General features: G+C 69.3%; 26 protein-coding genes and 1 tRNA gene. 12 read left to right on the top strand and 15 right to left on the bottom strand.

What is annotated here, in order from left to right; translation table 11 throughout:
- The first annotated feature begins 67 nt into the window (after positions 1 to 67).
- Complete coding sequence (locus ABZW11_RS41740; protein WP_355430491.1) at positions 68 to 823, top strand: class I SAM-dependent methyltransferase; 756 nt, start codon at positions 68 to 70, stop codon at positions 821 to 823.
- 43 nt (positions 824 to 866) lie between these two features.
- Positions 867 to 1,112 carry a hypothetical protein gene (locus ABZW11_RS41735; RefSeq protein ID WP_355430488.1) on the top strand — a complete coding sequence of 82 codons (246 nt, stop codon included), beginning with the start codon at positions 867 to 869 and terminating at the stop codon, positions 1,110 to 1,112.
- A gap of 8 nt (positions 1,113 to 1,120) precedes the next feature.
- On the opposite strand, the gene ABZW11_RS41730 is transcribed toward ABZW11_RS41735, so the two are convergent.
- Positions 1,121 to 2,164 carry a class I SAM-dependent methyltransferase gene (locus ABZW11_RS41730; protein ID WP_355430485.1) on the bottom strand — a complete coding sequence of 348 codons (1,044 nt, stop codon included), beginning with the start codon at positions 2,162 to 2,164 and terminating at the stop codon, positions 1,121 to 1,123.
- Between the two features lie 139 nt (positions 2,165 to 2,303).
- On the opposite strand from ABZW11_RS41730, the gene ABZW11_RS41725 reads away from it, so the two are divergent.
- From ABZW11_RS41725 to ABZW11_RS41710, 4 genes are all read left to right on the top strand, one after another.
- The gene (locus tag ABZW11_RS41725; RefSeq protein ID WP_355430482.1) at positions 2,304 to 2,921 is read left to right on the top strand and encodes a hypothetical protein; all 618 of its coding nucleotides are present in this window, start codon (positions 2,304 to 2,306) and stop codon (positions 2,919 to 2,921) included.
- Between the two features lie 134 nt (positions 2,922 to 3,055).
- Positions 3,056 to 3,886: an aminoglycoside phosphotransferase family protein gene (locus ABZW11_RS41720; protein ID WP_355430479.1), complete on the top strand. Its 831-nt coding sequence runs from the start codon at positions 3,056 to 3,058 to the stop codon at positions 3,884 to 3,886.
- A 99-nt stretch (positions 3,887 to 3,985) separates the two neighbouring features.
- Positions 3,986 to 4,258, top strand: a complete 273-nt coding sequence (locus tag ABZW11_RS41715) for a hypothetical protein (protein ID WP_355430476.1) — start codon at positions 3,986 to 3,988, stop codon at positions 4,256 to 4,258.
- A gap of 28 nt (positions 4,259 to 4,286) precedes the next feature.
- A complete protein-coding gene (locus ABZW11_RS41710; protein WP_355430473.1) occupies positions 4,287 to 4,862 on the top strand; it encodes a histidine phosphatase family protein in 576 nt (191 codons plus the stop codon).
- 127 nt (positions 4,863 to 4,989) lie between these two features.
- Here the strand turns inward: ABZW11_RS41710 and ABZW11_RS41705 are convergent, their stop codons facing one another.
- Both ABZW11_RS41705 and ABZW11_RS41700 read right to left on the bottom strand, forming a co-directional pair.
- Positions 4,990 to 5,448, bottom strand: a complete 459-nt coding sequence (locus ABZW11_RS41705; protein WP_355430470.1) for a hypothetical protein — start codon at positions 5,446 to 5,448, stop codon at positions 4,990 to 4,992.
- The gene (locus ABZW11_RS41700) at positions 5,445 to 5,840 is read right to left on the bottom strand and encodes a hypothetical protein (protein WP_355430467.1); all 396 of its coding nucleotides are present in this window, start codon (positions 5,838 to 5,840) and stop codon (positions 5,445 to 5,447) included. The genes ABZW11_RS41705 and ABZW11_RS41700 overlap by 4 nt, the downstream gene beginning before the upstream one ends.
- Before the next feature lie 290 nt (positions 5,841 to 6,130).
- Here ABZW11_RS41700 and ABZW11_RS41695 point away from each other — a divergent pair, with 290 nt between their 5' ends.
- Positions 6,131 to 6,559 carry a DUF6463 family protein gene (locus tag ABZW11_RS41695; RefSeq protein WP_355430464.1) on the top strand — a complete coding sequence of 143 codons (429 nt, stop codon included), beginning with the start codon at positions 6,131 to 6,133 and terminating at the stop codon, positions 6,557 to 6,559.
- A gap of 183 nt (positions 6,560 to 6,742) precedes the next feature.
- Positions 6,743 to 7,072 carry a winged helix-turn-helix transcriptional regulator gene (locus ABZW11_RS41690; RefSeq protein ID WP_355430461.1) on the top strand — a complete coding sequence of 110 codons (330 nt, stop codon included), beginning with the start codon at positions 6,743 to 6,745 and terminating at the stop codon, positions 7,070 to 7,072.
- A gap of 310 nt (positions 7,073 to 7,382) precedes the next feature.
- Here the strand turns inward: ABZW11_RS41690 and ABZW11_RS41685 are convergent.
- Both ABZW11_RS41685 and rlmB read right to left on the bottom strand, forming a co-directional pair.
- Positions 7,383 to 7,455: transfer RNA gene (locus ABZW11_RS41685), tRNA-Thr, on the bottom strand.
- A 20-nt stretch (positions 7,456 to 7,475) separates the two neighbouring features.
- On the bottom strand, positions 7,476 to 8,441 hold the full coding sequence (gene rlmB, locus ABZW11_RS41680) for a 23S rRNA (guanosine(2251)-2'-O)-methyltransferase RlmB (protein WP_355430458.1): 966 nt from the start codon (positions 8,439 to 8,441) through the stop codon (positions 7,476 to 7,478).
- A 94-nt stretch (positions 8,442 to 8,535) separates the two neighbouring features.
- On the opposite strand from rlmB, the gene ABZW11_RS41675 reads away from it, so the two are divergent.
- A complete protein-coding gene (locus ABZW11_RS41675) occupies positions 8,536 to 9,516 on the top strand; it encodes a MerR family transcriptional regulator (RefSeq protein WP_355430455.1) in 981 nt (326 codons plus the stop codon).
- On the opposite strand, the gene cysS is transcribed toward ABZW11_RS41675, so the two are convergent.
- Both cysS and ABZW11_RS41665 read right to left on the bottom strand, forming a co-directional pair.
- On the bottom strand, positions 9,517 to 10,908 hold the full coding sequence (cysS, locus tag ABZW11_RS41670; RefSeq protein WP_355430453.1) for a cysteine--tRNA ligase: 1,392 nt from the start codon (positions 10,906 to 10,908) through the stop codon (positions 9,517 to 9,519).
- A 43-nt stretch (positions 10,909 to 10,951) separates the two neighbouring features.
- Positions 10,952 to 11,338 (bottom strand): PPOX class F420-dependent oxidoreductase, encoded by a 387-nt coding sequence (locus ABZW11_RS41665; RefSeq protein ID WP_355430450.1) that lies wholly within the window; start codon positions 11,336 to 11,338, stop codon positions 10,952 to 10,954.
- Between the two features lie 54 nt (positions 11,339 to 11,392).
- On the opposite strand from ABZW11_RS41665, the gene ABZW11_RS41660 reads away from it, so the two are divergent.
- Positions 11,393 to 12,592 (top strand): DUF2637 domain-containing protein, encoded by a 1,200-nt coding sequence (locus tag ABZW11_RS41660; protein ID WP_355430447.1) that lies wholly within the window; start codon positions 11,393 to 11,395, stop codon positions 12,590 to 12,592.
- A gap of 83 nt (positions 12,593 to 12,675) precedes the next feature.
- On the opposite strand, the gene ABZW11_RS41655 is transcribed toward ABZW11_RS41660, so the two are convergent.
- The 4 genes from ABZW11_RS41655 to ABZW11_RS41640 form a co-directional block, all read right to left on the bottom strand.
- Positions 12,676 to 12,951 (bottom strand): GlsB/YeaQ/YmgE family stress response membrane protein, encoded by a 276-nt coding sequence (locus ABZW11_RS41655; RefSeq protein ID WP_345395337.1) that lies wholly within the window; start codon positions 12,949 to 12,951, stop codon positions 12,676 to 12,678.
- A 97-nt stretch (positions 12,952 to 13,048) separates the two neighbouring features.
- Positions 13,049 to 13,336, bottom strand: a complete 288-nt coding sequence (locus tag ABZW11_RS41650; RefSeq protein WP_355430444.1) for a GlsB/YeaQ/YmgE family stress response membrane protein — start codon at positions 13,334 to 13,336, stop codon at positions 13,049 to 13,051.
- 380 nt (positions 13,337 to 13,716) lie between these two features.
- Complete coding sequence (gene ispF, locus ABZW11_RS41645) at positions 13,717 to 14,184, bottom strand: 2-C-methyl-D-erythritol 2,4-cyclodiphosphate synthase (protein WP_345395331.1); 468 nt, start codon at positions 14,182 to 14,184, stop codon at positions 13,717 to 13,719.
- A 17-nt stretch (positions 14,185 to 14,201) separates the two neighbouring features.
- Entirely contained in the window at positions 14,202 to 14,684 is a 483-nt protein-coding gene (locus ABZW11_RS41640; protein ID WP_020544658.1) for a CarD family transcriptional regulator, read from the bottom strand.
- A 251-nt stretch (positions 14,685 to 14,935) separates the two neighbouring features.
- Between ABZW11_RS41640 and ABZW11_RS41635 the strand changes: the two genes are divergently transcribed.
- Positions 14,936 to 15,526 (top strand): copper chaperone PCu(A)C, encoded by a 591-nt coding sequence (locus ABZW11_RS41635; protein ID WP_355430441.1) that lies wholly within the window; start codon positions 14,936 to 14,938, stop codon positions 15,524 to 15,526.
- Between the two features lie 85 nt (positions 15,527 to 15,611).
- Here ABZW11_RS41635 and ABZW11_RS41630 read toward each other — a convergent pair whose 3' ends face one another.
- Both ABZW11_RS41630 and ABZW11_RS41625 read right to left on the bottom strand, forming a co-directional pair.
- Positions 15,612 to 16,304, bottom strand: coding sequence for a response regulator transcription factor (locus tag ABZW11_RS41630; RefSeq protein ID WP_355430438.1), 693 nt, complete (start codon positions 16,302 to 16,304; stop codon positions 15,612 to 15,614).
- Positions 16,305 to 16,368: 64 nt separating this feature from the next.
- Positions 16,369 to 17,538 carry an ATP-binding protein gene (locus tag ABZW11_RS41625; protein ID WP_355430540.1) on the bottom strand — a complete coding sequence of 390 codons (1,170 nt, stop codon included), beginning with the start codon at positions 17,536 to 17,538 and terminating at the stop codon, positions 16,369 to 16,371.
- A 133-nt stretch (positions 17,539 to 17,671) separates the two neighbouring features.
- Between ABZW11_RS41625 and phoU the strand changes: the two genes are divergently transcribed.
- Entirely contained in the window at positions 17,672 to 18,316 is a 645-nt protein-coding gene (phoU, locus tag ABZW11_RS41620) for a phosphate signaling complex protein PhoU (protein ID WP_355430435.1), read from the top strand.
- A gap of 47 nt (positions 18,317 to 18,363) precedes the next feature.
- Here the strand turns inward: phoU and ABZW11_RS41615 are convergent, their stop codons facing one another.
- Positions 18,364 to 19,107, bottom strand: a complete 744-nt coding sequence (locus tag ABZW11_RS41615; RefSeq protein ID WP_355430432.1) for a phosphoglyceromutase — start codon at positions 19,105 to 19,107, stop codon at positions 18,364 to 18,366.
- 35 nt (positions 19,108 to 19,142) lie between these two features.
- Positions 19,143 to 19,622 (bottom strand): YbjN domain-containing protein, encoded by a 480-nt coding sequence (locus tag ABZW11_RS41610; RefSeq protein ID WP_355430429.1) that lies wholly within the window; start codon positions 19,620 to 19,622, stop codon positions 19,143 to 19,145.
- Positions 19,623 to 19,711: the final 89 nt, after the last annotated feature.

Here is a 19,711-nt window from a genome sequence, read left to right as displayed (position 1 = left end):
GGTTACACCTTCATGCCGTACGTTGTGACTGTCCAAAGTGTATATGACAGTTACAGGGAGAACGTTCGTGCTGACTCACGATGCCGCACTCCGTTGGCTCGCGCGCTGGGATCGCCAGCAGGAGGGCTACCTGCCCGACCGCGAGGAGCGGTTCACCGCGCTGATCGACGCCGTGCAGGCGCTCGGCCGGCCCGACCCCGTGGTCATCGACCTCGGCTGCGGCCCCGGCTCCCTGTCCGTCCGGCTGCTCGAACGGCTGCCTGCGGCCAGGGTGATCTCCGTGGACGCCGACCCGCTGCTCATCGGGCTGGGGCGGGCCGCTTACCCGCAACTCACGTTCGTTTCCGCGGATCTGCGGACGAGCGGGTGGAGCGGTCTGCTCGGCCTCGACGGCCCCGCCGACGCGGCGGTCAGCACCACCGCGCTGCACTGGATCTCCGAGCCCGACCTCAAGGGCGTCTACGCGGAGCTGGCGACCGTGCTGCGCCCCGGCGGGCTGCTGCTCAACGGAGACCACCTCGACACCGACGACGCCACGCCCGCGCTCTCCCGTCTTGAGCACGCGGTGCACGACCTCGAGACCGAGCGCACGTTCGGCGCCGACCGCCCCGAGGACTGGCGGAGCTGGTGGGACGCCGTCGCCGCCGACCCCGATCTCGCCGAGCTCAACCGCGAGCGCACCACCGCCGGCGCCGACCACCACGGCTCGGAGTCCCGCCTGCTGTCGCAGCACGTGGGGGCGCTGCGCGAGGCCGGGTTCAGCGAGGTCGGCACGTTGTGGCAGCGGGGCAACAACCGGCTGCTGTGCGCCGTACGGGGTTAGCGATTCCCTTCACGTCGCGGGCGGCTCACGTCACAATGAGTTCATGCCGAGCTTCAAGCGGCTCACGATAGAGGAGGCCCGCTCGCTCACCCGCACCGAGCTGCTCCCGCGAATCGAGGCGGAGCAGAAATACTGGTATCACCGCATCCATCGGTGCGAGATGAAGCCCGGTGACGACGCGGCGTTCCGGACGTTCAACGACATCCTGCACATCGCGGTCGGCGACGGCGTACCGGCCGACGACACCCGCCACTGGACCACCCCGCTCGGCGAGCTGGGCGACCTGTAGCCGTCGGGTCAGCGTTTGCGGGCCAGGGTGACGCCGTCCCGCACCGGCAACATCACGGAGTCGAGCCGCTCGTCCCGGGCGATCGCGTCGTTGACCTGACGCATCGCCACCTGCGCCGCCCCCTGGAACGCCGGATCCAGCACCCGGCCCCCGAGGAACACGTTGTCCAGCACCAGCAGCCCGCCGGGCCGCAGCCTCGGTACGATCTCCTCGTAGTAGGCCGGGTAGCCGGGTTTGTCGGCGTCCACGAAGGCGAAGTCGAAGGCGGGCTCGTCGGGCAGCGCGCGCAACGTGTCCACGGCGGGCCCGATCCTGAGCTCGATGCGATCGGCCACGCCTGCCCGCTTCCAGAACGGCCTGGCGATGTCCGTCCACTCGGTGCTCACGTCACAGGCGATCAGCTTCCCGTCGGCCGGGAGCGCGCGGGCGATGCACAACGACGAGTACCCCGTGAAGACTCCGACCTCGATCGCCCGGCGCGCCCCCACCATCCGGGCCAGCATGCTCAGCAGCGCACCCTCATCGGCCGAGACCTGCATCCCCGCCGACCGCCCGGTCACCTCCCGCGTGGTGGCCGCCAGCTCACGCAGCACCTCGTCGGCCGGGGTGCAGTGGGCAAGCAGATAATCCTCAACGATGGGCGAGACGAGCTCGACCTGCTCCCCAGAGACAGCCTCCGCCCACGCCACCCGCTCGCCCTCTCCCGCCCGCACGTCAGCCGCCTGCACATCAGCCGCCTGCACGTCTCCCGCCTGCACATCAGCCGCCTGCACGTCTCCCGCCTGCACATCAGCCGCCTGCACGTCTCCCGCCGCCGCGAGAAGTTGCCGCCCGATCTCCTCCTGAACGCTCGCCAACCCGCCGGCGTCCGCCGCGGCCGCGATCACCAGCACCTCATCCCCAGCCGCCAGCACCGAACAGTCACCCCCTGCCAGCGTCACCTTCGCCCGCCCCGGCCCGGTCACCTGAGCGTCCGGCTTGAGCCGCTCGACGATCCGGGCGAGGTGGCGGTCGGGGTCGGAGGTGGTGAAGCGAGCCGTGGACAGGGGCATGACAACTCCTCTTCGCCGCATTTTTCACGACTTTCCCGTACGCGCCCCAGTCTGCCCCCCAAACCGCCACCCTGGACAACCATCACCGGCTTTTGATCAACTGCGCACGTCCCTCAAGCAGCGACCCTGAAAGCCCGACATGTCCCTCATCACCCTGACCGAAGCCACCACCCACTACGGCCTCTCCCGCGACGCCCTGAAGAAGATCACCGCCGCCGGCCTCCTCCCCGCATCCCGCCGGCACGGCCGCACCCGCCTCATCCCGCAGGACGTGGCCGAACGCCTGAGCACCCGCCCCACCGCCCCGCTCCACGAGGTCCTGCCGAAGGACGAGGACACGATGCCCGTCCTGCGCGTCGACGTGGCACAACCGGTCAAGGACCAGGACCGCCCCTACATCGGCTTCCACGCCGACCTGGCACCCGAGCACCTGTTGGAGGCCCTACGCGGCTGGTGGGTGGGCGACCCGAAGAACATCTCGCGAGCCGGCCTCCTCCCGATCACCCTCGGCGGCTTCGTCGTCGCCGTACTGACGGGCCTGGACGATTGGGAGAGCCGACGCATCTTCGGCACCCGCATCCGTCACCGCTTCGACGCAAGACTCGCCGGCTACCTCACCGACCTGGACGAACCGACGAACATGATCGAGACGGGCCCGCCGGAGGATCAGGCCCGCGCCGAACTCCTCCTCGGCACCCGCCTCCCGTCGAACGCCGGCGGCCCCATCGCCTACGTCCGCCCCGACCCCACCATCTGAGCTCTTACGCCAACGTCCGCGCGAGCACCGCCTTCGCCTTGCCGGTCACGATTGTTCCATGGCCGAAAAACAGTGCCGGCAAATATGCAGGGCTTGGTACGGTGCTCAGTCCGTACGGGAGGAAGAGGGCGCGGATGCAGGAAGCAGAGGTACGGCGGGCGACCGCCGCGGCCGGAGCGATCGCTTCATCGCTCGGCCTGGCCGCCGGCGACGACGCGATCGTCCTGCAGAACTCGAACAAGCTCATCCTGCGCCTGCTGCCCTGCGACGTGCTGGCCCGCGTCGCCCCCGCCACCCAGCAGGTGGCCGACCTCGAAATCGACCTCGCCCGGCGGCTGACCGGCTCCCCCGTGGCCGCGCTCGACCCCAGGGTGGAGCCGCGCGCCTACGAGCACGACGACTACGTGATCACGTTGTGGACCTACTACGAGCCGGTGGCCGAGGAGCCCCCGCCGGCCGACTACGCCGAGGCGCTCCACCGGCTGCACGCGGGCCTGCGTGCGCTCGACGTACCGGTCCCGCACTTCACCGACCGGGCCGAGCAGGCCCGCCGGCTCCTCGCCGACCGCGACCTCACCCCCGAACTCCCCGACGCCGACCGCGAGCTCCTCACCCGCACGCTGGCGAGCACGACCCGCACGATCCTCGAACGCGGCGGCCCCGACCAGCTCCTGCACGGCGAACCGCACCCCGGCAACGTGCTCACCACGAAGAACGGCCTGGTCTTCATCGACTTCGAGACGTGCTGCCGGGGCCCCGTCGAGTTCGACCTCGCCCACGCCCCCGTGGACGTCCATGGACATTACCCGGGGGCCGATCGGGAGGTGCTGCGCCAGTGCCGCCTCCTGGTCCTGGCGATGATCATCACGTGGCGCTGGGACCGCGACGACCAGCTCCCGGACGGGCGGCGGCTGGGCGCGGAATGGTTCGACGAGCTCCGGGCGGACCTGCTCACGGGGTCTTGACCGCACCCCGTCCGCCAGCCGATTGGATGCCCCCATCCGTTCAGCCGTGAAGTGAGAGACATCGCCTGACAGCCATCTCAACGTCGCAGAATGGACGGCATGCGATCGACCACCAGCCTGGACGAGCTGTCCGAGGAACTGCACCTGTCGAGCGCCGCCCCCTTGTCGGAGGAGGAGGTACGGGGGCTCGAGGACCTCGTCCAGGCGCCGCTGCCCGACGAGTTCCGATCGTTCCTGCGGCGCTTCGGTCTCGGCGCGCACCCCGGCCTGGTGATCGATCCTCACCGCCGACAGGCCCGCGCCGGGGACGATGCTCCTCCGCGACCACCGCTCCTCGACCGGTACATCGGCTGGACCCGCCCACTCGTCTGAAAATCGCCCCGACGTCCGAGGAGCATCGATGGCAGTCGCCCTCATCTACGAGACGCACTCGATCAGCACCCACAACGAGGCGGGCATCGCGAGCGGCTGGCTGCCCGGCGAACTGTCGGAGCGCGGCCAGGCCCTGGCCGCCGAGCTGGGCGAACGCCACCGCAATGACGGCCTCGACGTGGTCTTCAGCTCGGACCTGCGCCGCGCCGTACAGACCGCCCAGATCGCCTTCGAGGGCTCGGGCATCCCCCTCCTCCAGGACCCCCGCCTACGCGAATGCCATTACGGCGAACTCGACGGCATGCCGGTAAGCCAGTTGGGGGGACATCGAGCCCGGCACATCGACCACCCGTGGCCCGGCGGCCAGAGCTACCAGGACGTGGTCGAATTGACGAAAGACTTCCTCATCGACCTGGCCGAGAACTGGGACGGCAAAAAGGTGCTGGTGATCGCTCATTCAGCCAACCGCTGGGCCCTCCAGCACCTTCTCACCGGCGTACCCCTGGCCGATGTGGTGGACCGCCCTTTCGCATGGCGACCCGGCTGGACGTACGAACTGCCCACCGGCTGGAAAGGCCCCACCGACCCGAGAGCAGCCCATTAGCGCGCCCTGCTCCATCCAACGATCGATGCTGAGCTGGTGCTGGAGCACGAAGATCCGATCCCGTCCATGGACGGCCACGGGCAGACCCGATCTGTTTCTTGGCGCTAGAAAAGAGTCGATGACCTTTTCACTGACTCAGCGGGGAGTTCGCCTTGGCCGGCTTGGTCTGCTTATGCTTTGACGCTCGATATGCATCGACCGACTTGCGGGAAGACCTCCACACGCCATCAGCGCCCTGTATTGCGTTGAGACGCCCCCGCTGGGCCGCCTGGCGCAGAGCATGGATGCTGAACTCCTCATCAACCAGCGCAGCGAGCGGAACCAGCCTCGCCGGGCCGGCCAGATTAGGGACGATGAAACGGTTGAGGTTGTCCTCCATGGCAAGAAGAAGGTAGACCGACCAGATGAGCCACGTGACGGCCAGCACGGACACCGGGGCACGGCTGCGCCACACCAGCGGGAGGTTGCCGAGGCCGATGAGCAGGAGCGCCAGGGCGTCGAGCGGAGGCCGGCCGGGCGCCGAGAACTGCGTCGCCGACGCGTAGCAAGCCATGGTGAGCAGCACGGCGAGAGCGGTGTCGATCATCCGCGTGTCAGCCGCAGGTCGCCGCCCCAACTCTCCGCGACGACACTCCCCGACTCGAACACGAACTCCGCTCCCATCACCTCGGGACCGTTCGCACCGTCGCAGAACCGCTCGACAACGCGGACGAGCCGTTCGCCGATGTGCCGTACGAAGGGGACACTGTCCGGGGCGGAGACCACATCGACGCGATCGCCCCACTCCTCCAGCACGTAGCCCTGCCCTGGCTCGTCCGGTGCGATCTGAAACGACCAATCGGCAGCGACTCTGACGCCAACGATCACTGACTCCAAGCGAAGCCACACCTCGATGACCTCAGGGGCGTCAGCTCCATGCACGAACTGGGCAGCCACCACTCCGACCAAATGCTCGTCCGTCAGAACCGCAAGATCCACGGAACAGGCCACCTCGCTCCAACCTCAGCCCTGAAAAGGATCTCCGCCAGGGTACGCGCACCTTGATGGGGTACCCGAGGACAAGAGCCGGTGCGTTTGCTCTGCCACAGTGGGCGATCGTCATCCGGTCCCACGCTTACCGCGAATCGGCGAACCCTGACCCATGGCGTCCAGGCACTGAGCTGTGGTCGCTCCGCCTTCGGCGACCCTGCGCCACTCCCTGAAGCGAGGGAGCGACATCCCACCGCAGGGGGAATCACACCAGACCTTCGCCAGACAAGCTGGCAACCATGAGACATACACCCTCGGTCCACCCACCTGCAGTGTCCGCGCCCCCGAGTCGGCTCACCATCTGGGCCGGCCGAACCATGATTTTCATCGCTGTGGCGCACACCGCCGTGTTCGCCCCTCTCGTTCCCTTGTCCAGCTGGCTCGCCGGGGACCTCCGCAACGGTGCCGCGGACAGCGACTCGGTGGCAACGTTCTGGGCCCTGCCCGGCGGATTCGTCGTAGTACTGGCGCTGCTAGGGCTCCTGGTGGCCCGGGCGGGGCGGCAGGGACAACACGTCCCCGGGTATGTCGGCTGGGTGATCCTCGCCTGGGGAGCGCTGGCCGTCAGCCTGATCGGCCCGAGCGGTTTCCTTCTCGCGGCCGTCCCTGCCGTGCTACTCATCGCGGCGACCATCACCGCCGGCCGACACCCCCGCACTTCGTCCTGAGCAGGTCGCGCCGGTCGAGCAGGCCGCCACAGCCGCCGCCCCCTTCGTCCAAGCGGTGGCCTCGACGAACAAGAGCCCCTGAACCGGAAACACCGGTCCAGGGGCCTCTCGTTGCAGAGCCGACGAAGCTTCTTACAGGATGCGTGGACCATGGCGCTGCTGGTGCCGGCGACGGCCTGACCGATGCGGACGGCAAACACCTCGCACGGCTTATGGACTCCTACCAATGAGGTGAGCCGGTCTGGCGAGTCCGTCAGGTGCGGGGACGGTTCCCTGCGCTTCGGGGAATTGCGGCGCGCGGTCCCCGGCATCAGCGAGCGGGTGCTGATCTTGCAGTTGCGGGAGATGGAGACCACCGGGCTGCTGCATCGTGAGGTCTATCATCAGGTTCCGCCGAAGGTGGAGTACTCGCTCACCGAGTTCGGTCATTCACTCAACACCGCGATGGCGCCGCTCGGAGAGTGGGGCGAGGAACACATCGAGCGCATCGAAGCCATCCCGTGGGTCACTTGAATGGCATGATGGCCGAACGAGTAGGCGCGTAGGAAGTAAGCGCACCTACTCTCCCGTCTGGGGGTACGAAGGGGCGCCAGCGGGTTTTAGCTGGGGGTTTGGGGGCCGCGCCCTCAATGTCACAGCCCGAGCCCCATCGCGCGTAGCGCCCCCACAGGAGGACCGCGCTTCGGGACTGGGGGGCGCGGGGGGCCGTACCCCGATGTCACGACCTGAGCCCCCAGCGCGTAGCGCTCCCCCGCGATGACCATGCTGTTTGGCCCGGCAAGCCGAAAGGCCCCTGAGGGGTTCAGGGGCCTTTCGGGTGCAGAGCCGACGAGGGGAATCGAACCCCTGACCTTCTGTTTACAAGACAGATGCTCTGCCGATTGAGCTACGTCGGCACGGCCTACCAGTGTAGACGCTAGGGACGCCTGTGACGAGCGACTTCGTACAGCGCCACCCCCGCCGCCACCCCCGCGTTCAGCGACTCGGCGGCGGCGCGCATCGGGATGCGGGTGAGGACGTCGCACTGCTCGCGGACCAGGCGCGACAGCCCCTTGCCCTCCGAGCCGACGACGACTACCAGGGGTTCGCCGAGCAGGTCGACGTCGGCGAGTTCGGTCGTGCCCGTGCCGTCGAGGCCGACGACGAAGAGGCCCGCGTCGCGGTATTCGCGGAGCGCGGCGGTCAGGTTGGCGGCGCGGGCGACGCGCAGGGTGGCCAGGGTGCCCGCCGACGTCTTCCAGGCGCCGCCCGTGACGCCGGCTGAGCGGCGGGACGGCACGAGCAGGCCGTGGGCGCCGAAGGCGGTGGCGGAGCGGGCGATGGCGCCGAGGTTTCGCGGGTCGGTGACGGAGTCGAGGGCGACGATCAGCGGCACCTCGGCGGCCTCGTGGGCGATCTCGACCAGCTCGGACGGGTGCGCGTAGTCGTAGGCCGGGATCTGCAGCGCGATGCCCTGGTGCACGCCGCCCTCGGTGAGGCGGTCGAGCTTGTCGCGGGTGGCCTCGAGCAGGGCGATGCCGCGCTCGGCCGCGATCTTGATGGAGTCGCGTACGCGGTCGTCGTTGTCGATGCGCTGGGCCACGTAGAGCGCGTTGCACGGCACCCCGGCCTGCAGCGCCTCCAGGACCGGGTTGCGCCCGCCGATGTATTCGGGCGAGTCTTCTGAGCGCCGCTGCGGCCGAGCCGCGACGGGACGGCGACCGCCCCCGCGCTCCTCCCGCGCGATGCGCTCGGCGCGCGCCTTCTCCTTGTACCAGTGCCGCATCTCGGCAGGCGGCGTCGCGCCCTTGCCTTCGAGCGAACGGCGGCGCTGCCCACCGGTGCCCTTGGCCGGGCCCTTCTTCTTCGCGGGCCTGCCTGATGCCCTACCGCCTGCTGCCATGCGTCCAAGGGTACTCGGGCCGCCGCCCTTCTCAGGACGTCCGGAAAAATGGGGGCTTGAGTCTCGATCCGCTTGAGACTCCATAGTGGCGGACATGGACGACATCGACCTCTACCCCATCGGGGACGTCGCGCGCCGCACCGGCCTGAGCGTCAGCGCCATCCGGTACTACTCCGACGCCGGCATCATCACCCCCACCCGGCTGACCGAGGCGGGCTACCGCCTGTACGACGTCCGCGCCATCGCCCGCCTGGAGCTGATCCGCACGCTCAGGGAGCTCGACGCGGGCCTGGTCGACATCCGCCAGCTGCTCGCGGGCGAGACGTCGCTGCACGATCTCCTCACCGCCCACCTGGAGCTGGTGGAGCGGCAGGAGCGCGACCTGCGGGCCAGGCGGGCGGTGCTGCGCACGCTCGTCAGGCAGCGCGGCACGGCCGCCCAGGCGGCCCTGATGCACCGCCTCGTCTCCATGCCGGACGACGAACGCGAACGCCTCATCGACGACTTCTGGACCGAGGTCGGCGCGTCACTCGACGTGCCGCCCGGCTTCGTGGACCGGCTGCGCACGCTGCACCCGCGCCTGCCGGACGACCCGTCCGCCGAGCAGCTCGAAGCCTGGATCGAGCTGGCCGACCTGGTGCAGGGCGAGGAGTTCAGGGCCGCGGTCCGCGCCTATCTCCAGGAGGTCTACGGTACGTTCCCCGGCCGCAACCTGGCTTCCCCGCCGACGTGGGACTTCATCCACGGGGAGGGGGCGAAGATCGGCGAGGAGCTGGTGACGGCGTACCGCTCGGGCCTGCCGCCGCAGGCCCCTCGCGCCAAGGAGCTGGTGGTACGCCTCGCGGACGCCACCGCAGGACTGACCGGCGGACGCTCCACCACCGAGTCCAGGCAGCGGCTGGCCAGAGCCTTCCTCGTGGCGCAGGAGGTGCCCGAGGACCCCGCGTACGACGCCACCCACGGCAGGTACATCGCGCTGGTGACCCGGATCAACGGGACCCCGCCGGCCCCGGACGAGCGGGACCCCGCGCTGTTCAGGTGGATCGCGGCCGCCCTGAACGCGACAGCGGCCTGATCAGCGGCTCAGCTCCCACCGGGGCCCGTGCGGGGTGTCCTCGACGGTGATGCCGGCCGCCGAGAGCTGGTCTCTGATCGCGTCGGCGGCCGCGTAGTCCTTGCGCTCGCGCGCCGCCTTGCGCTGCTCCAGCGCCACCGCGACCAGCGCGTCGACGACGGGCGACAGGTCGGAGCCCGTGCCGCGCCACTGCGGCGAGCGCGGGTCGAGGCCGAGCACGTCGAGCATGTTCTGGGTCTCGGCGAGCAGCCGCGCCACGGCCTCCTTGTCGCCGCGGGCCAGCGCCACGTTGCCCTCGCGCACCACCTCGTGCACGACGGCGAGCGCCTGCGGCGTGCCGAGGTCGTCGTCGAGCGCGTCGGCGAACGCCTGCGGCAGCGGCGCGTGGGCGTCGACGTCGTGGATCACCTCGGCGGCCCGCGTCACGAACCCCTCGATCCGCTGGTACGCCGCCGCCGCCTCGAGCAGCGCCTCCTCGGAGTAATCGATCGAGGAGCGGTAGTGGGGCGCCGCGAGGTAGTAGCGCAGCTCGACGGGACGCACCTTCTGCACCATGTCGGGGATCAGCAGCGAGTTGCCGAGCGACTTGCTCATCTTCTCGGCGCCGATCTTCAGCATGCCGTTGTGCATCCAGTAGCGGGCGAACCCGTCGCCGGCGGCCTGGGACTGGGCGATCTCGTTCTCGTGGTGCGGGAAGATCAGGTCGATGCCGCCGCCGTGGATGTCGAACGCCGGGCCCAGGTATTTCGTCGCCATCGCGGAGCACTCGAGGTGCCAGCCGGGCCGGCCTGGGCCCCACGGGGTGGGCCAGGTGGGCTCGCCGGGCTTGGCGCCCTTCCACAGCGCGAAGTCGCGCGGGTCGCGCTTGCACGACTCGTCGTCGGTGTCGGCCGCGGGCCGCATGTTCTCGAGCTTCTGGTTGGACAGCGAGCCGTAGCGCTCCTCGTAGGAGCGTACGTCGAAGTAGACGTCGCCGCCGGAGGCGTAGGCGTGGCCGCGCTCGATGAGCCGCTCCATCAGCGTGATCATCTCCGGCACGTGCCCGGTGGCGCGCGGCTCGACGGTCGGCGGCAGGCACCCGAGCGTGTCGTAGGCCCAGGCGAAGGCCCGCTGGTTGCGCTCGGCCACGACGAACCAGGGCACGCTCTCCTCGGCGGACACCCTGATGATCTTGTCGTCGATGTCGGTGACGTTGCGGCAGAACGTCACCTCGTAACCGGAACGCGCCATCCAGCGCCTGAGCACGTCGAAATTGACGCCCGAGCGGATGTGTCCGATATGCGGAGGAGCCTGCACGGTGGCCCCACACAGGTAAATCGACGCCCGGCCGGCTTCGACCGGAACGAATTCACGGATGGCGCGCGTGCTGGTGTCGTAGATGTGCAGGCTCACGAAAGAAAGGCTAACGCCTCGGCGGCGTCGTCAGGCCGATTAATCAGCCCCGCAGGTGCACCCTGTCGGGCGAGATGCGGACGATGAGCCGTTCGGTGCCCGGCTTGTCCTCCCACGGGCGTTCTTGGTACTTCTGCGACAGCTCCTGAATCAGCGCGCCCTCCGGGTCGGGCGTCATCGTGACCCGGCCGCGCACCTCGACGTACCTGTAGGGGTTGTCGGGGTCGATGACCAGCAGGCTCGCGCGCGGGTCGCGCTCGTAGTTGCGCGGCTTGACACGGCCCTTCACGGTGGAGAAGAGCACGTCGTCGCCGTCCGTACGCACCCAGACCACGGACGACTGCGGCCCGCCGTCGGCGTTGAGACTGGTCACCGTCGCATAATTCGGCGCGTCCAAAAGTTTGCGGACATCTTCCGACAACTTGGTCATGCGGCCTCCCTTGATCGGTCGTGATCCCCATTCTTCTGTAGTCTCGAAGACGCCATGGACGTGACTCCCCCCTCTTTGCTCCGCCGCCTGGGCCTCGCCCTGGCCGGGCTCGCCGTCGCCGCCCTGACCGGGGCCGCGTGCGCGCTCTCCTTCGACGACCTGCGCGCGCTGGCCGTCACCGGCGAGGCCAGGCAGGACCTCGCCTTCCTCTATCCGGCGGCGTTCGACGCGCTGCTGGTGGTCGCGCTGGTCGGCGTCCTGCTGCTGCGCTCGGCCAAGATGCTCGTACGCCTGCAGGCGGCGTTCGTGCTGGTCCTGCTGATCGCGGCGGCCGCGGCGGCGAACGTGGCCACGGCGGTGCGCGTCACCTTCGACGTCAGGCAGACGGCCATCGGCGTGGCGCTCGCGCCCTGGGTGATGCTGGCCCTGGCGCTGTGGCTGTGGTTACTGCTGATCAAGCACGTGCAGGCGCACCGCGCGCCGGCGTACCGGGAGGACGAGGAGCAGGACCTGGTGCCGTTCCAGGGGGCGCGCGCCGATGAGCCGCCCCCGCTCGCGACGGAGACGCCCGCCCCCCTGCCCGAGCCCCTGCCCGAGCCCCTGTCCCAGCCCACGCCGGTCGTGGGCCCCACCGCCGCTCCTCAGACGCCCCCGGTGTCGGGCCGCGTGACCGAGTGGCCGGTCCAGGACGAGGAAAAGCCGGAGCCCCAGCCGGCCGACAAGCCCTTGAGCCGCCCCGCGCCCGAGCCCGTGACCCGCCCCGTACGGACCCGACCGGAGCCCGAGGCCGCAGCCCGGGAAAAGACTCAGGAAAAGTCCCAGGAAGAGCCGCGCGAAGAACTGCGGGAAGAACTGCGGGAAGAACTGCGGGAAGAACTGCGCGAAGGGCTGCGGGAAGAGCCGCGGAACGACGTACGGGAAGACGTACGGGAAGAGGCGGCGAGCGAGCCGGATGAGGAGCCGCTGACCCGCCCGGTCCGCTGGGGTGACCGGGTCAAGCCGGCCGACGTGCTCGTCCACCCGCGGCCCTCGCCCGAGTCCACCGACAAGGACGCCGACACCCAGCCCCATCCCGTCTTCGACGACGACGCCCCCGACCCGCACCACGGCCCCGAGCTGGCCGACGAACAGGAGCGGCGCGGGCAGGAGACGCGTGAGGAGATGGAGGACACCGCCCCGCACCGGGTGATCGTCGACGACTCCCCGGCCCCGGCCGAACGCCTCCGCAGCACCCCCCGCCCGCCCGAGGACTGACGAAGAAGCACGAAAGAGGGCCCGCCCGGGAACACGTTCCCGGGCGGGCCCTTTCCTATCCCGCTAGTTGCGTACGGCGTGGATCAGACGCTTCTGCCGCTGCCGCGGCGCAGTCCGGCCACCAGGCCCACACCGACGACCGCGAGCACCACCTGCATCACCAGCTCGATCCAGTCGATGCCCGGCGTGGTCTCCACGCCGAGCACCTGCGCGAGCAGCGTGCCCAGGAGGGCGGCGACGATGCCGACGACGATGGTGAGGATCCACCCGATGGCCTGCCTGCCGGGAAGCAGCAGACGACCGATTGCGCCGATCACGGCGCCGATCACGATGGCGCCAAGGATGGATTCGATGGTCATGACATGAAACCTCCCCGTGAGGCTGAGCGGTTCACCCTCACGGGATGGTCGCTACCCGATCTACGGCAATTATGCGCCGGCTTTGCAAAAGTGCAGGTCAGGTAGTTCTTCGGCCGCCTCGGCCGCCGCGTCCCATGCCCATCCGGGTCACGAGGAGCACACCCGCCACGGCCAGGACGAGTTGCAGGATGTGTTCGATCCAGTCGATGCCTCTGGTGTCGGCCCAGCCGAGCGCCTGGGCGATCAGGGTGCCGATCAGGGCGGCCACGATGCCGACGATGAGGGTCAGGCCGATGGACATGTTCTGCCTGCCCGGCACCAGCAGTCTGGCCAGCGCACCGACGATGGCGCCGATGACTACTGCGCTAACGATCGCGCCGATCATGTGGAGCTCCCCCCGAAGACGTTCACATGTCTTGGCGGGACACATACCCCCTGAGCTGGCGAATTACCCATGAGGGAAGGCGGCGGTCCGTACCGCGCCAGTGACGAACCGCCGCCTCCGCATGTTCGGCGGGCTGGCGACGACCCGCCAGGACACCCTCACGTATCCCACAAAGAGGACGCTCCGGACACGGGATCGGTTCACGCGGACGGCCGCACGACCGCGAAGAGTCGCACGACCACGAAAGAGCCTTACGACCGCGAAGAGCCGCACGACTACGAAAGAGCCTTACGACCGCGAAGAGCCGCACGACCACGAAAGAGCCTAACGACCGCGACAAGAGCGCCGCGACCGCGAGAACCGACGATCGCGAAGTCCGATCAGAGCGCGATCACCAGAGCGGTCGCCACGGCCGCCACGCCCTCGCCACGCCCCGTCAGCCCCAGGCCGTCGGTCGTGGTGGCGGAGACGCTCACAGGCGCCCCCAGAGCGGCGCTGAGCGCCTTCTCGGCCTCCAGGCGCCGGGGCGCGAGCTTCGGCCGGTTACCGATCACCTGGACGGCCACGTTGCCGATCTCGAAGCCGGCCGCCCGCACCTGGCGAGCGGTCTCTTCGAGGAGCACCGTGCCAGAGGCGCCCGCCCACCGCGGGTCGGCGGTGCCGAACAGCTTGCCGAGGTCGCCCAGACCGGCCGCGGACAGCAGCGCGTCGCAGGCCGCGTGGGCGGCGACGTCGCCGTCGGAGTGGCCCTCGACGCCGAGCTCACCCGGCCAGTGCAGACCGGCGAGGTTGAGCTCGCGTCCTGAGCCCGGTGATGCGAACGGGTGGACGTCGACTCCGACGCCCACCCGTGGAAGATTCGTGTTCAGGAGTTGAGAACCTCGTCGAGAAGGGCCTCTGCCTTGTCCTCATTGGTCTTCTCGGCCAGGGCCAACTCACTGACCAGGATCTGGCGCGCCTTGGCGAGCATGCGCTTCTCGCCGGCGGACAGGCCACGCTCGCGGTCTCTCCGCCACAGGTCCCGAACCACCTCGGCAACCTTGTTCACATCGCCGGACGCGAGCTTCTCGAGGTTGGCCTTGTAGCGACGAGACCAGTTGGTCGGCTCTTCCGTGTGCGGCATGCGCAGGACGTCGAAAACCCGCTCAAGGCCTTCCTGGCCGACAACATCGCGCACACCGACGAGTTCTGCGTTTTCAGCTGGCACCTGGACGGTAAGGTCGCCCTTGTCGACCTTGAGCACCAGGTAGGTCTTTTCCTCACCCTTGATGGATCGCGTCGTGATTGCTTCGATCCGAGCAGCCCCATGGTGGGGGTAGACGACAGTGTCGCCGACCTGGAAAGTCATGTGACAAGTACCCCTTCCGCTGTACTCCAGGGTACCACGCATCCACAGCCTCCCGGAACAGTGAAATCCTCATAACTGCAGGTCAAAGCCGCATATTGGGGGTTGACAACCGCTCAACTCTATGAATCGCATTTCCGGACATAGCGAATGACCTGCGGGGGTGCGGATATGACCTTGCATTGGGGTGGATATGGTGGGCGCTGCACATCACGCACGCGCGACACCTGCGCAGAACCAAGGAGAACCCGCCCGTGACCAGCCGTCGCTGGATTGTCGTAGCCGCCGCGTTCTTGGCAGCCCCCGTGCTCGCGGGCTGCGGGGCAGGATTCGACGCCACCACCAACATGCCGTACGCGCCGAACGAGGCCCAGGTGTTGATCGAGAACGGTCAGTACGGCGCTAAGAGCGGCATTCACATCCCTCAGGCGTTCATCCTCGGCCCCGACTCGGGAGCCCAGCTCGCCTGGCGCGGCTCCGCCCCGATCTACCTGAACATCCTCAACACCTCGGGCACCCCCGACACTCTCCAGGCCGTCAACGCCGGCGAGATGGGCACGGTCAAGATCACCGCCCCCATTCAGCTTCCGAGCAACCAGCTCGTCAACACCGGCAAGCCGTCCCCTCAGCTGATCCTCGAGGCGATCCCCAAGAGCCTCAGGGGCGGCGAGAGCATCAAGCTGGACCTCCAGTTCGCCAACGCGGGGGTCGTGTCCATGAACGTCCCTGTGGTCACGCGCAGCCGCGAATACGCGTCGTACCCCCCGGCTCCCGGCGCGACCCCCGCGGCCACCCCGACGCCCACGCCGTCGCCGACGGGAGAGGCGGAGGAGGAGGCGCACTAGAGCCTTCGAGGCAGGAGGAGGCGCGCTGGAGCCTCCAGAGGGCATGAGAAGACCCCGGTACCCGCACGATCGGTACCGGGGTCCTTCATTCCTCCACGGCGTCGAACTTGTAGCCGAGGCCGCGCACGGTGAGGATGCAGCGCGGGTTCGACGGGTCGGACTCGATCTTCGCCCGCAGCCGCTTGACGTGCACGTCGAGCGTCTTGGTGTCACCCACGTAGTCGGCGCCCCAGACGCGGTCGATGAGCTGACCCCTGGTGAGCACCCGGCCGGCGTTGCGCAGCAGCACCTCCAGCAGCTCGAACTCCTTCAGCGGCAGCTGCACGGGCTCGCCGCGGACGGCGACGACGTGGCGGTCGACGTCCATGCGCACGGGCCCGACGGCCAGCACGGCGCTCTCCAGCTCCTCGGCGACGTCGCCCTGGCGGCGCAGCACGGCGCGGATGCGGGCGACCAGCTCGCGCGAGGAGAACGGCTTGGTGACGTAGTCGTCGGCGCCCAGCTCAAGGCCCACGACCTTGTCGATCTCGCTGTCCTTGGCGGTCAGCATGATGACGGGGACCTTCGAGCGCTGCCGCAGCGAGCGGCAGACCTCGGTGCCGGGCAGGCCGGGCAGCATCAGATCGAGCAGCACCAGGTCGGCGCCGTTGCGGTCGAAGGTGTCGAGCGCCTCGGGGCCGGTCGCCGCGACCGACACCTCGAAGCCCTCCTTGCGCAGCATGTAGGACAGGGCGTCGGAGAACGACTCCTCGTCCTCCACGACGAGTACGCGGGTCATGCGCGTGCTCCCGCGGGCCTCATGACGCGGCCGGCGCGTCCGACGGTGGTTTCGCTTCGTGCGGTCACGAGGCTGCCTCCATGGGGATCGAGGGTGGTACTGCCAGCGCCGTGCCGCCGAAGGCGGGCAGGCGCAGGGTGAAGGTGGAGCCGGACCCTTCCTTGCTCCAGACGGACACCTCACCGGCGTGGGCCGCGGCGACGTGTTTGACGATGGCGAGGCCGAGTCCGGTGCCGCCGGTGACGCGCGAGCGGGCGGCGTCGACGCGGAAGAACCGCTCGAAGATGCGCTCCAGCGCCTCCTCGGGAATGCCGATGCCCTGGTCGCTGACGCTGATCTCGACGGAGTCGCCCGCCGGTCGCACGCTGACCACGACCCGCGTGTGCTCGGGGCTGTAGACGATGGCGTTGTCGATGAGGTTGCGCAGGGCGGTGACGAGCAGCTCGGCGTCGCCCCAGATGCGCAGGCCCTCGGTGCCGCCGGAGACCAGCGTGATGTCCTTGGCGACGGCCCTGGTGTTGCAGTGGTCGATGGCGTCGTTGACGGCCTCGTCGATGGAGACCTGGCCAGGCGTGGGGATGGGCTCGGCTCCCTGGATCCGGCTGAGCGTGATCAGGTCCTGGATGAGGTAGTTGAGCCGGGCGGCCTCGTGCTGCATGCGCCCGGCGAAGCGGCTGACCGCCTCGGGGTCGTCGGCGGCGTCCTGGATGGTCTCGGCCAGCAGGCTGAGCGCGCCGACCGGGGTCTTCAGCTCGTGGCTGACGTTGGCGACGAAGTCGCGGCGCACGGCCTCGACCCTGCGCCGCTCGGTCTGGTCCTCGGCCAGCACGAGCACCTGGCCGTAGGAGCCGAGCGGCGCCACGCGTACGGCGAAGTTGGTGGTCTCCTGGCCGAACTTGTGTCCCGCCACGTCGATCTCGCTCTCGCGGATCTCACCGTCGCGGCGCACCTGCCGGGCCAGGGCGAGCAGCTCGGCGGCCATCAGCCGGTCGCCCTTGACCAGCCCGAACGCGCGCGCGGCCGAGCTGGCCCGCAGCACCCGGTCGTGCGCGTCGAGGACGACGGCGGACGAGGGCAGCACGGCCAGCACGGACGCGACGCCCTGCGGCAGCGCCGCACCGGTCTCGACGCCGTCGGTGGTGGTGCGGCTGGGGGCCTCGATCTGGTTGCGGTAGAAGAGGACCGCCAGCGCGCCCACCACGAACCCGGCCAGGGCCGCGAAGCTCATGGCCATCTCACTCATGCCTCCGATGGTAGGTGGCGTTCCCGCAGGGACAGACCCCCTCATCAGGGGATGAACGCCTCTTTCCCGGAAAGTTCATCTGGCGGTCGGAGTTCGTTCATCGGCCCCGCCGTACGGTGACGGCATGCGCGACGCGTACCACGAAGAACTTGATTCGCTGACCGACAAGCTGGTGGAGATGACCCGGCTGACCCGCTCGGCCATCTCCCGTGCCACCACGGCCCTCCTTGACGCCGACCTGCAGCTCGCCGAGAGCGTGATCTCCCGCGACCAGGAGGTGAACGCCACCTTCGCGGACCTCGAGGCGTCGATCTTCGAGCTGATGGCCAGGCAGCAGCCGGTCGCGGTGGACCTTCGCATGGTCATCACGGCGCTGCGCATGGGCACCGACCTCGAACGCATGGGCGACCTCGCCGTCCACGTGGCCAAGGTGGCGCGGCTGCGGCACCCCGACTCGGCCATTCCGCCGGGGCTGCGCCCGACATTTCTGGAAATGGGGCAGATCGCCGAGAACCTCGTCACCAAGGCCGGCAGCTGCGTGGCGTCGCGCGACGTGGACTCGGCCCTGGAGCTCGAGCAGGACGACGACGCGATGGACCGGCTGCACCGCCGCCTGTTCTCGAAGATCCTGGCCAAGGACTGGCCGCACGGGGTGGAGCCGGCGATCGACATCACGCTGGTGGGCCGCTATTACGAGCGGTACGCCGACCACGCGGTGCGGGTGGCGCAGGCCGTCGTCTACCTGGTCACCGGGTCGCGGACCGGCTGACGCGCACGACGGAGAAAAAGGGGGGGTGCTCTCGCACCCCCCTGATGTCAGCGGCCCTGGTTGGCGACGGCCTCGATGGCGGCCTTCGCGGCGTCGGGGTCGAGGTAGCGACCGCCGCGGACGGTCGGGCGGTAGTCGGCGTCGAGCTCGTAGAGCAGCGGGATGCCGGTCGGGATGTTGAGCCCGGCGATCTCGTCGTCGCCGATGCCGTCGAGGTGCTTGACCAGCGCGCGCAGCGAGTTGCCGTGGGCGGCGACCAGCACCGTGCGGCCGGCCGCGAGGTCGGGGACGATCTCGTCGTACCAGTAGGGCAGCATGCGGCCCACGACGTCCTTCAGGCACTCCGTGCGGGGCATGAGCTCCGGCGGCAGCAGGGCGTAGCGGCGGTCGCCGGCCTGGGAGTATTCGTCGTCGTCCGCGATGGGGGGCGGAGGCACGTCGTAGGAGCGGCGCCACAGCATGAACTGCTCCTCGCCGAACTCCTCGCGGGTCTGGGCCTTGTTCTTGCCCTGGAGGGCGCCGTAGTGGCGCTCGTTGAGCCGCCAGCTGCGCTTGACCGGCAGCCAGAGCAGGTCGGCCTCCGCCAGCGCGAACTGGGCCGTCTGGATGGCCCTGGTCAGAAGGCTGGTGTGGACGACGTCCGGGCGCAGCCCGGCCTCCTGGAGTAGCTTGCCGCCGCGGCGGGCCTCGTCCTCGCCCTTGGCGGACAGGCTGACGTCCACCCAGCCGGTGAACAGGCCCTTCGCGTTCCAGTCACTCTCGCCATGCCTAAGCAGCACCAAAGTCGCCATGCGGCCAATCCTATGGTTCTACCGGTCCTGTGGTTCTACCGGTCGGGGTCGGCGAAGCGGGCGAACGCCTGGAGGTTGGCCAGGGACTCGCCGCGCTTGGCCCGCCACTCCCACTCGCGCCTGATCGAAGAGGCGAAGCCGAGCTCAAGTGCCCGGTCGAACCAGTCGTCCGAGTACGTCAGCACGCACCCGAGCAGCCGGTCCACCTCCTCCTCTGTGACGGCGGCCAGCGGGACCCTGCCGACGAGGTAGACGTCGCCGACGGGGTCGAGGGAGAAGTGCACGCCGTACATGGAGCCGTTCTTGCCGAGCAGCCAGCGGTAGAACTCGGCGTGGTTCTCGTCGGGCTGCCGGCAGAAGAACGCCTCGACGTGCAGCACCCGCTCGCCGACGATGAGCCAGGTCATGGTGGCGAGCTTGTGCTGGCCGGGCAGCCTGGCCAGAAATGCTCCTGGGCGGGGCTCGTCGTAGGTGACGTCCGCGGCTTCGAGTGCTGCTTCGACGACTTCGCGCATTGGTAGTCAGGGGCGCGGTGCCGTGAAGGCCCGGTTCCCCATCCCCCTTTCAATTCCGTACGTGCGGTTTTCCCGCATACGGCTTACCG

It is taken from the genome of Nonomuraea sp. NPDC004580, assembly GCF_040609855.1.
GTDB classification, from domain to species: domain Bacteria; phylum Actinomycetota; class Actinomycetes; order Streptosporangiales; family Streptosporangiaceae; genus Nonomuraea; species Nonomuraea salmonea.
This window is presented reverse-complemented; position numbering and strand designations above follow the sequence as displayed.

Excerpts from the sequence above, each read along its gene's own strand:
- ABZW11_RS41715 (WP_355430476.1), top strand. The coding sequence starts at position 3,986 with ATGCGATCGACCACCAGCCTGGACGAGCTGTCCGAGGAACTGCACCTG.
- ABZW11_RS41675 (WP_355430455.1), top strand. The coding sequence starts at position 8,536 with ATGGACGACATCGACCTCTACCCCATCGGGGACGTCGCGCGCCGCACC.
- ABZW11_RS41710 (WP_355430473.1), top strand. The coding sequence starts at position 4,287 with ATGGCAGTCGCCCTCATCTACGAGACGCACTCGATCAGCACCCACAAC.
- ABZW11_RS41725 (WP_355430482.1), top strand. The coding sequence starts at position 2,304 with ATGTCCCTCATCACCCTGACCGAAGCCACCACCCACTACGGCCTCTCC.
- rlmB (WP_355430458.1), bottom strand. The coding sequence starts at position 8,441 with ATGGCAGCAGGCGGTAGGGCATCAGGCAGGCCCGCGAAGAAGAAGGGC.
- ABZW11_RS41705 (WP_355430470.1), bottom strand. The coding sequence starts at position 5,448 with ATGATCGACACCGCTCTCGCCGTGCTGCTCACCATGGCTTGCTACGCG.
- ABZW11_RS41735 (WP_355430488.1), top strand. The coding sequence starts at position 867 with ATGCCGAGCTTCAAGCGGCTCACGATAGAGGAGGCCCGCTCGCTCACC.
- ABZW11_RS41625 (WP_355430540.1), bottom strand. The coding sequence starts at position 17,538 with ATGGCCATGAGCTTCGCGGCCCTGGCCGGGTTCGTGGTGGGCGCGCTG.
- ABZW11_RS41720 (WP_355430479.1), top strand. The coding sequence starts at position 3,056 with ATGCAGGAAGCAGAGGTACGGCGGGCGACCGCCGCGGCCGGAGCGATC.
- phoU (WP_355430435.1), top strand. The coding sequence starts at position 17,672 with ATGCGCGACGCGTACCACGAAGAACTTGATTCGCTGACCGACAAGCTG.
- ABZW11_RS41615 (WP_355430432.1), bottom strand. The coding sequence starts at position 19,107 with ATGGCGACTTTGGTGCTGCTTAGGCATGGCGAGAGTGACTGGAACGCG.
- ABZW11_RS41650 (WP_355430444.1), bottom strand. The coding sequence starts at position 13,336 with ATGATCGGCGCGATCGTTAGCGCAGTAGTCATCGGCGCCATCGTCGGT.
- ABZW11_RS41630 (WP_355430438.1), bottom strand. The coding sequence starts at position 16,304 with ATGACCCGCGTACTCGTCGTGGAGGACGAGGAGTCGTTCTCCGACGCC.
- ABZW11_RS41730 (WP_355430485.1), bottom strand. The coding sequence starts at position 2,164 with ATGCCCCTGTCCACGGCTCGCTTCACCACCTCCGACCCCGACCGCCAC.
- ABZW11_RS41690 (WP_355430461.1), top strand. The coding sequence starts at position 6,743 with ATGCGGACGGCAAACACCTCGCACGGCTTATGGACTCCTACCAATGAG.
- ABZW11_RS41655 (WP_345395337.1), bottom strand. The coding sequence starts at position 12,951 with ATGACCATCGAATCCATCCTTGGCGCCATCGTGATCGGCGCCGTGATC.
- ABZW11_RS41610 (WP_355430429.1), bottom strand. The coding sequence starts at position 19,622 with ATGCGCGAAGTCGTCGAAGCAGCACTCGAAGCCGCGGACGTCACCTAC.
- ABZW11_RS41695 (WP_355430464.1), top strand. The coding sequence starts at position 6,131 with ATGAGACATACACCCTCGGTCCACCCACCTGCAGTGTCCGCGCCCCCG.
- ABZW11_RS41660 (WP_355430447.1), top strand. The coding sequence starts at position 11,393 with ATGGACGTGACTCCCCCCTCTTTGCTCCGCCGCCTGGGCCTCGCCCTG.
- ABZW11_RS41640 (WP_020544658.1), bottom strand. The coding sequence starts at position 14,684 with ATGACTTTCCAGGTCGGCGACACTGTCGTCTACCCCCACCATGGGGCT.
- ABZW11_RS41665 (WP_355430450.1), bottom strand. The coding sequence starts at position 11,338 with ATGACCAAGTTGTCGGAAGATGTCCGCAAACTTTTGGACGCGCCGAAT.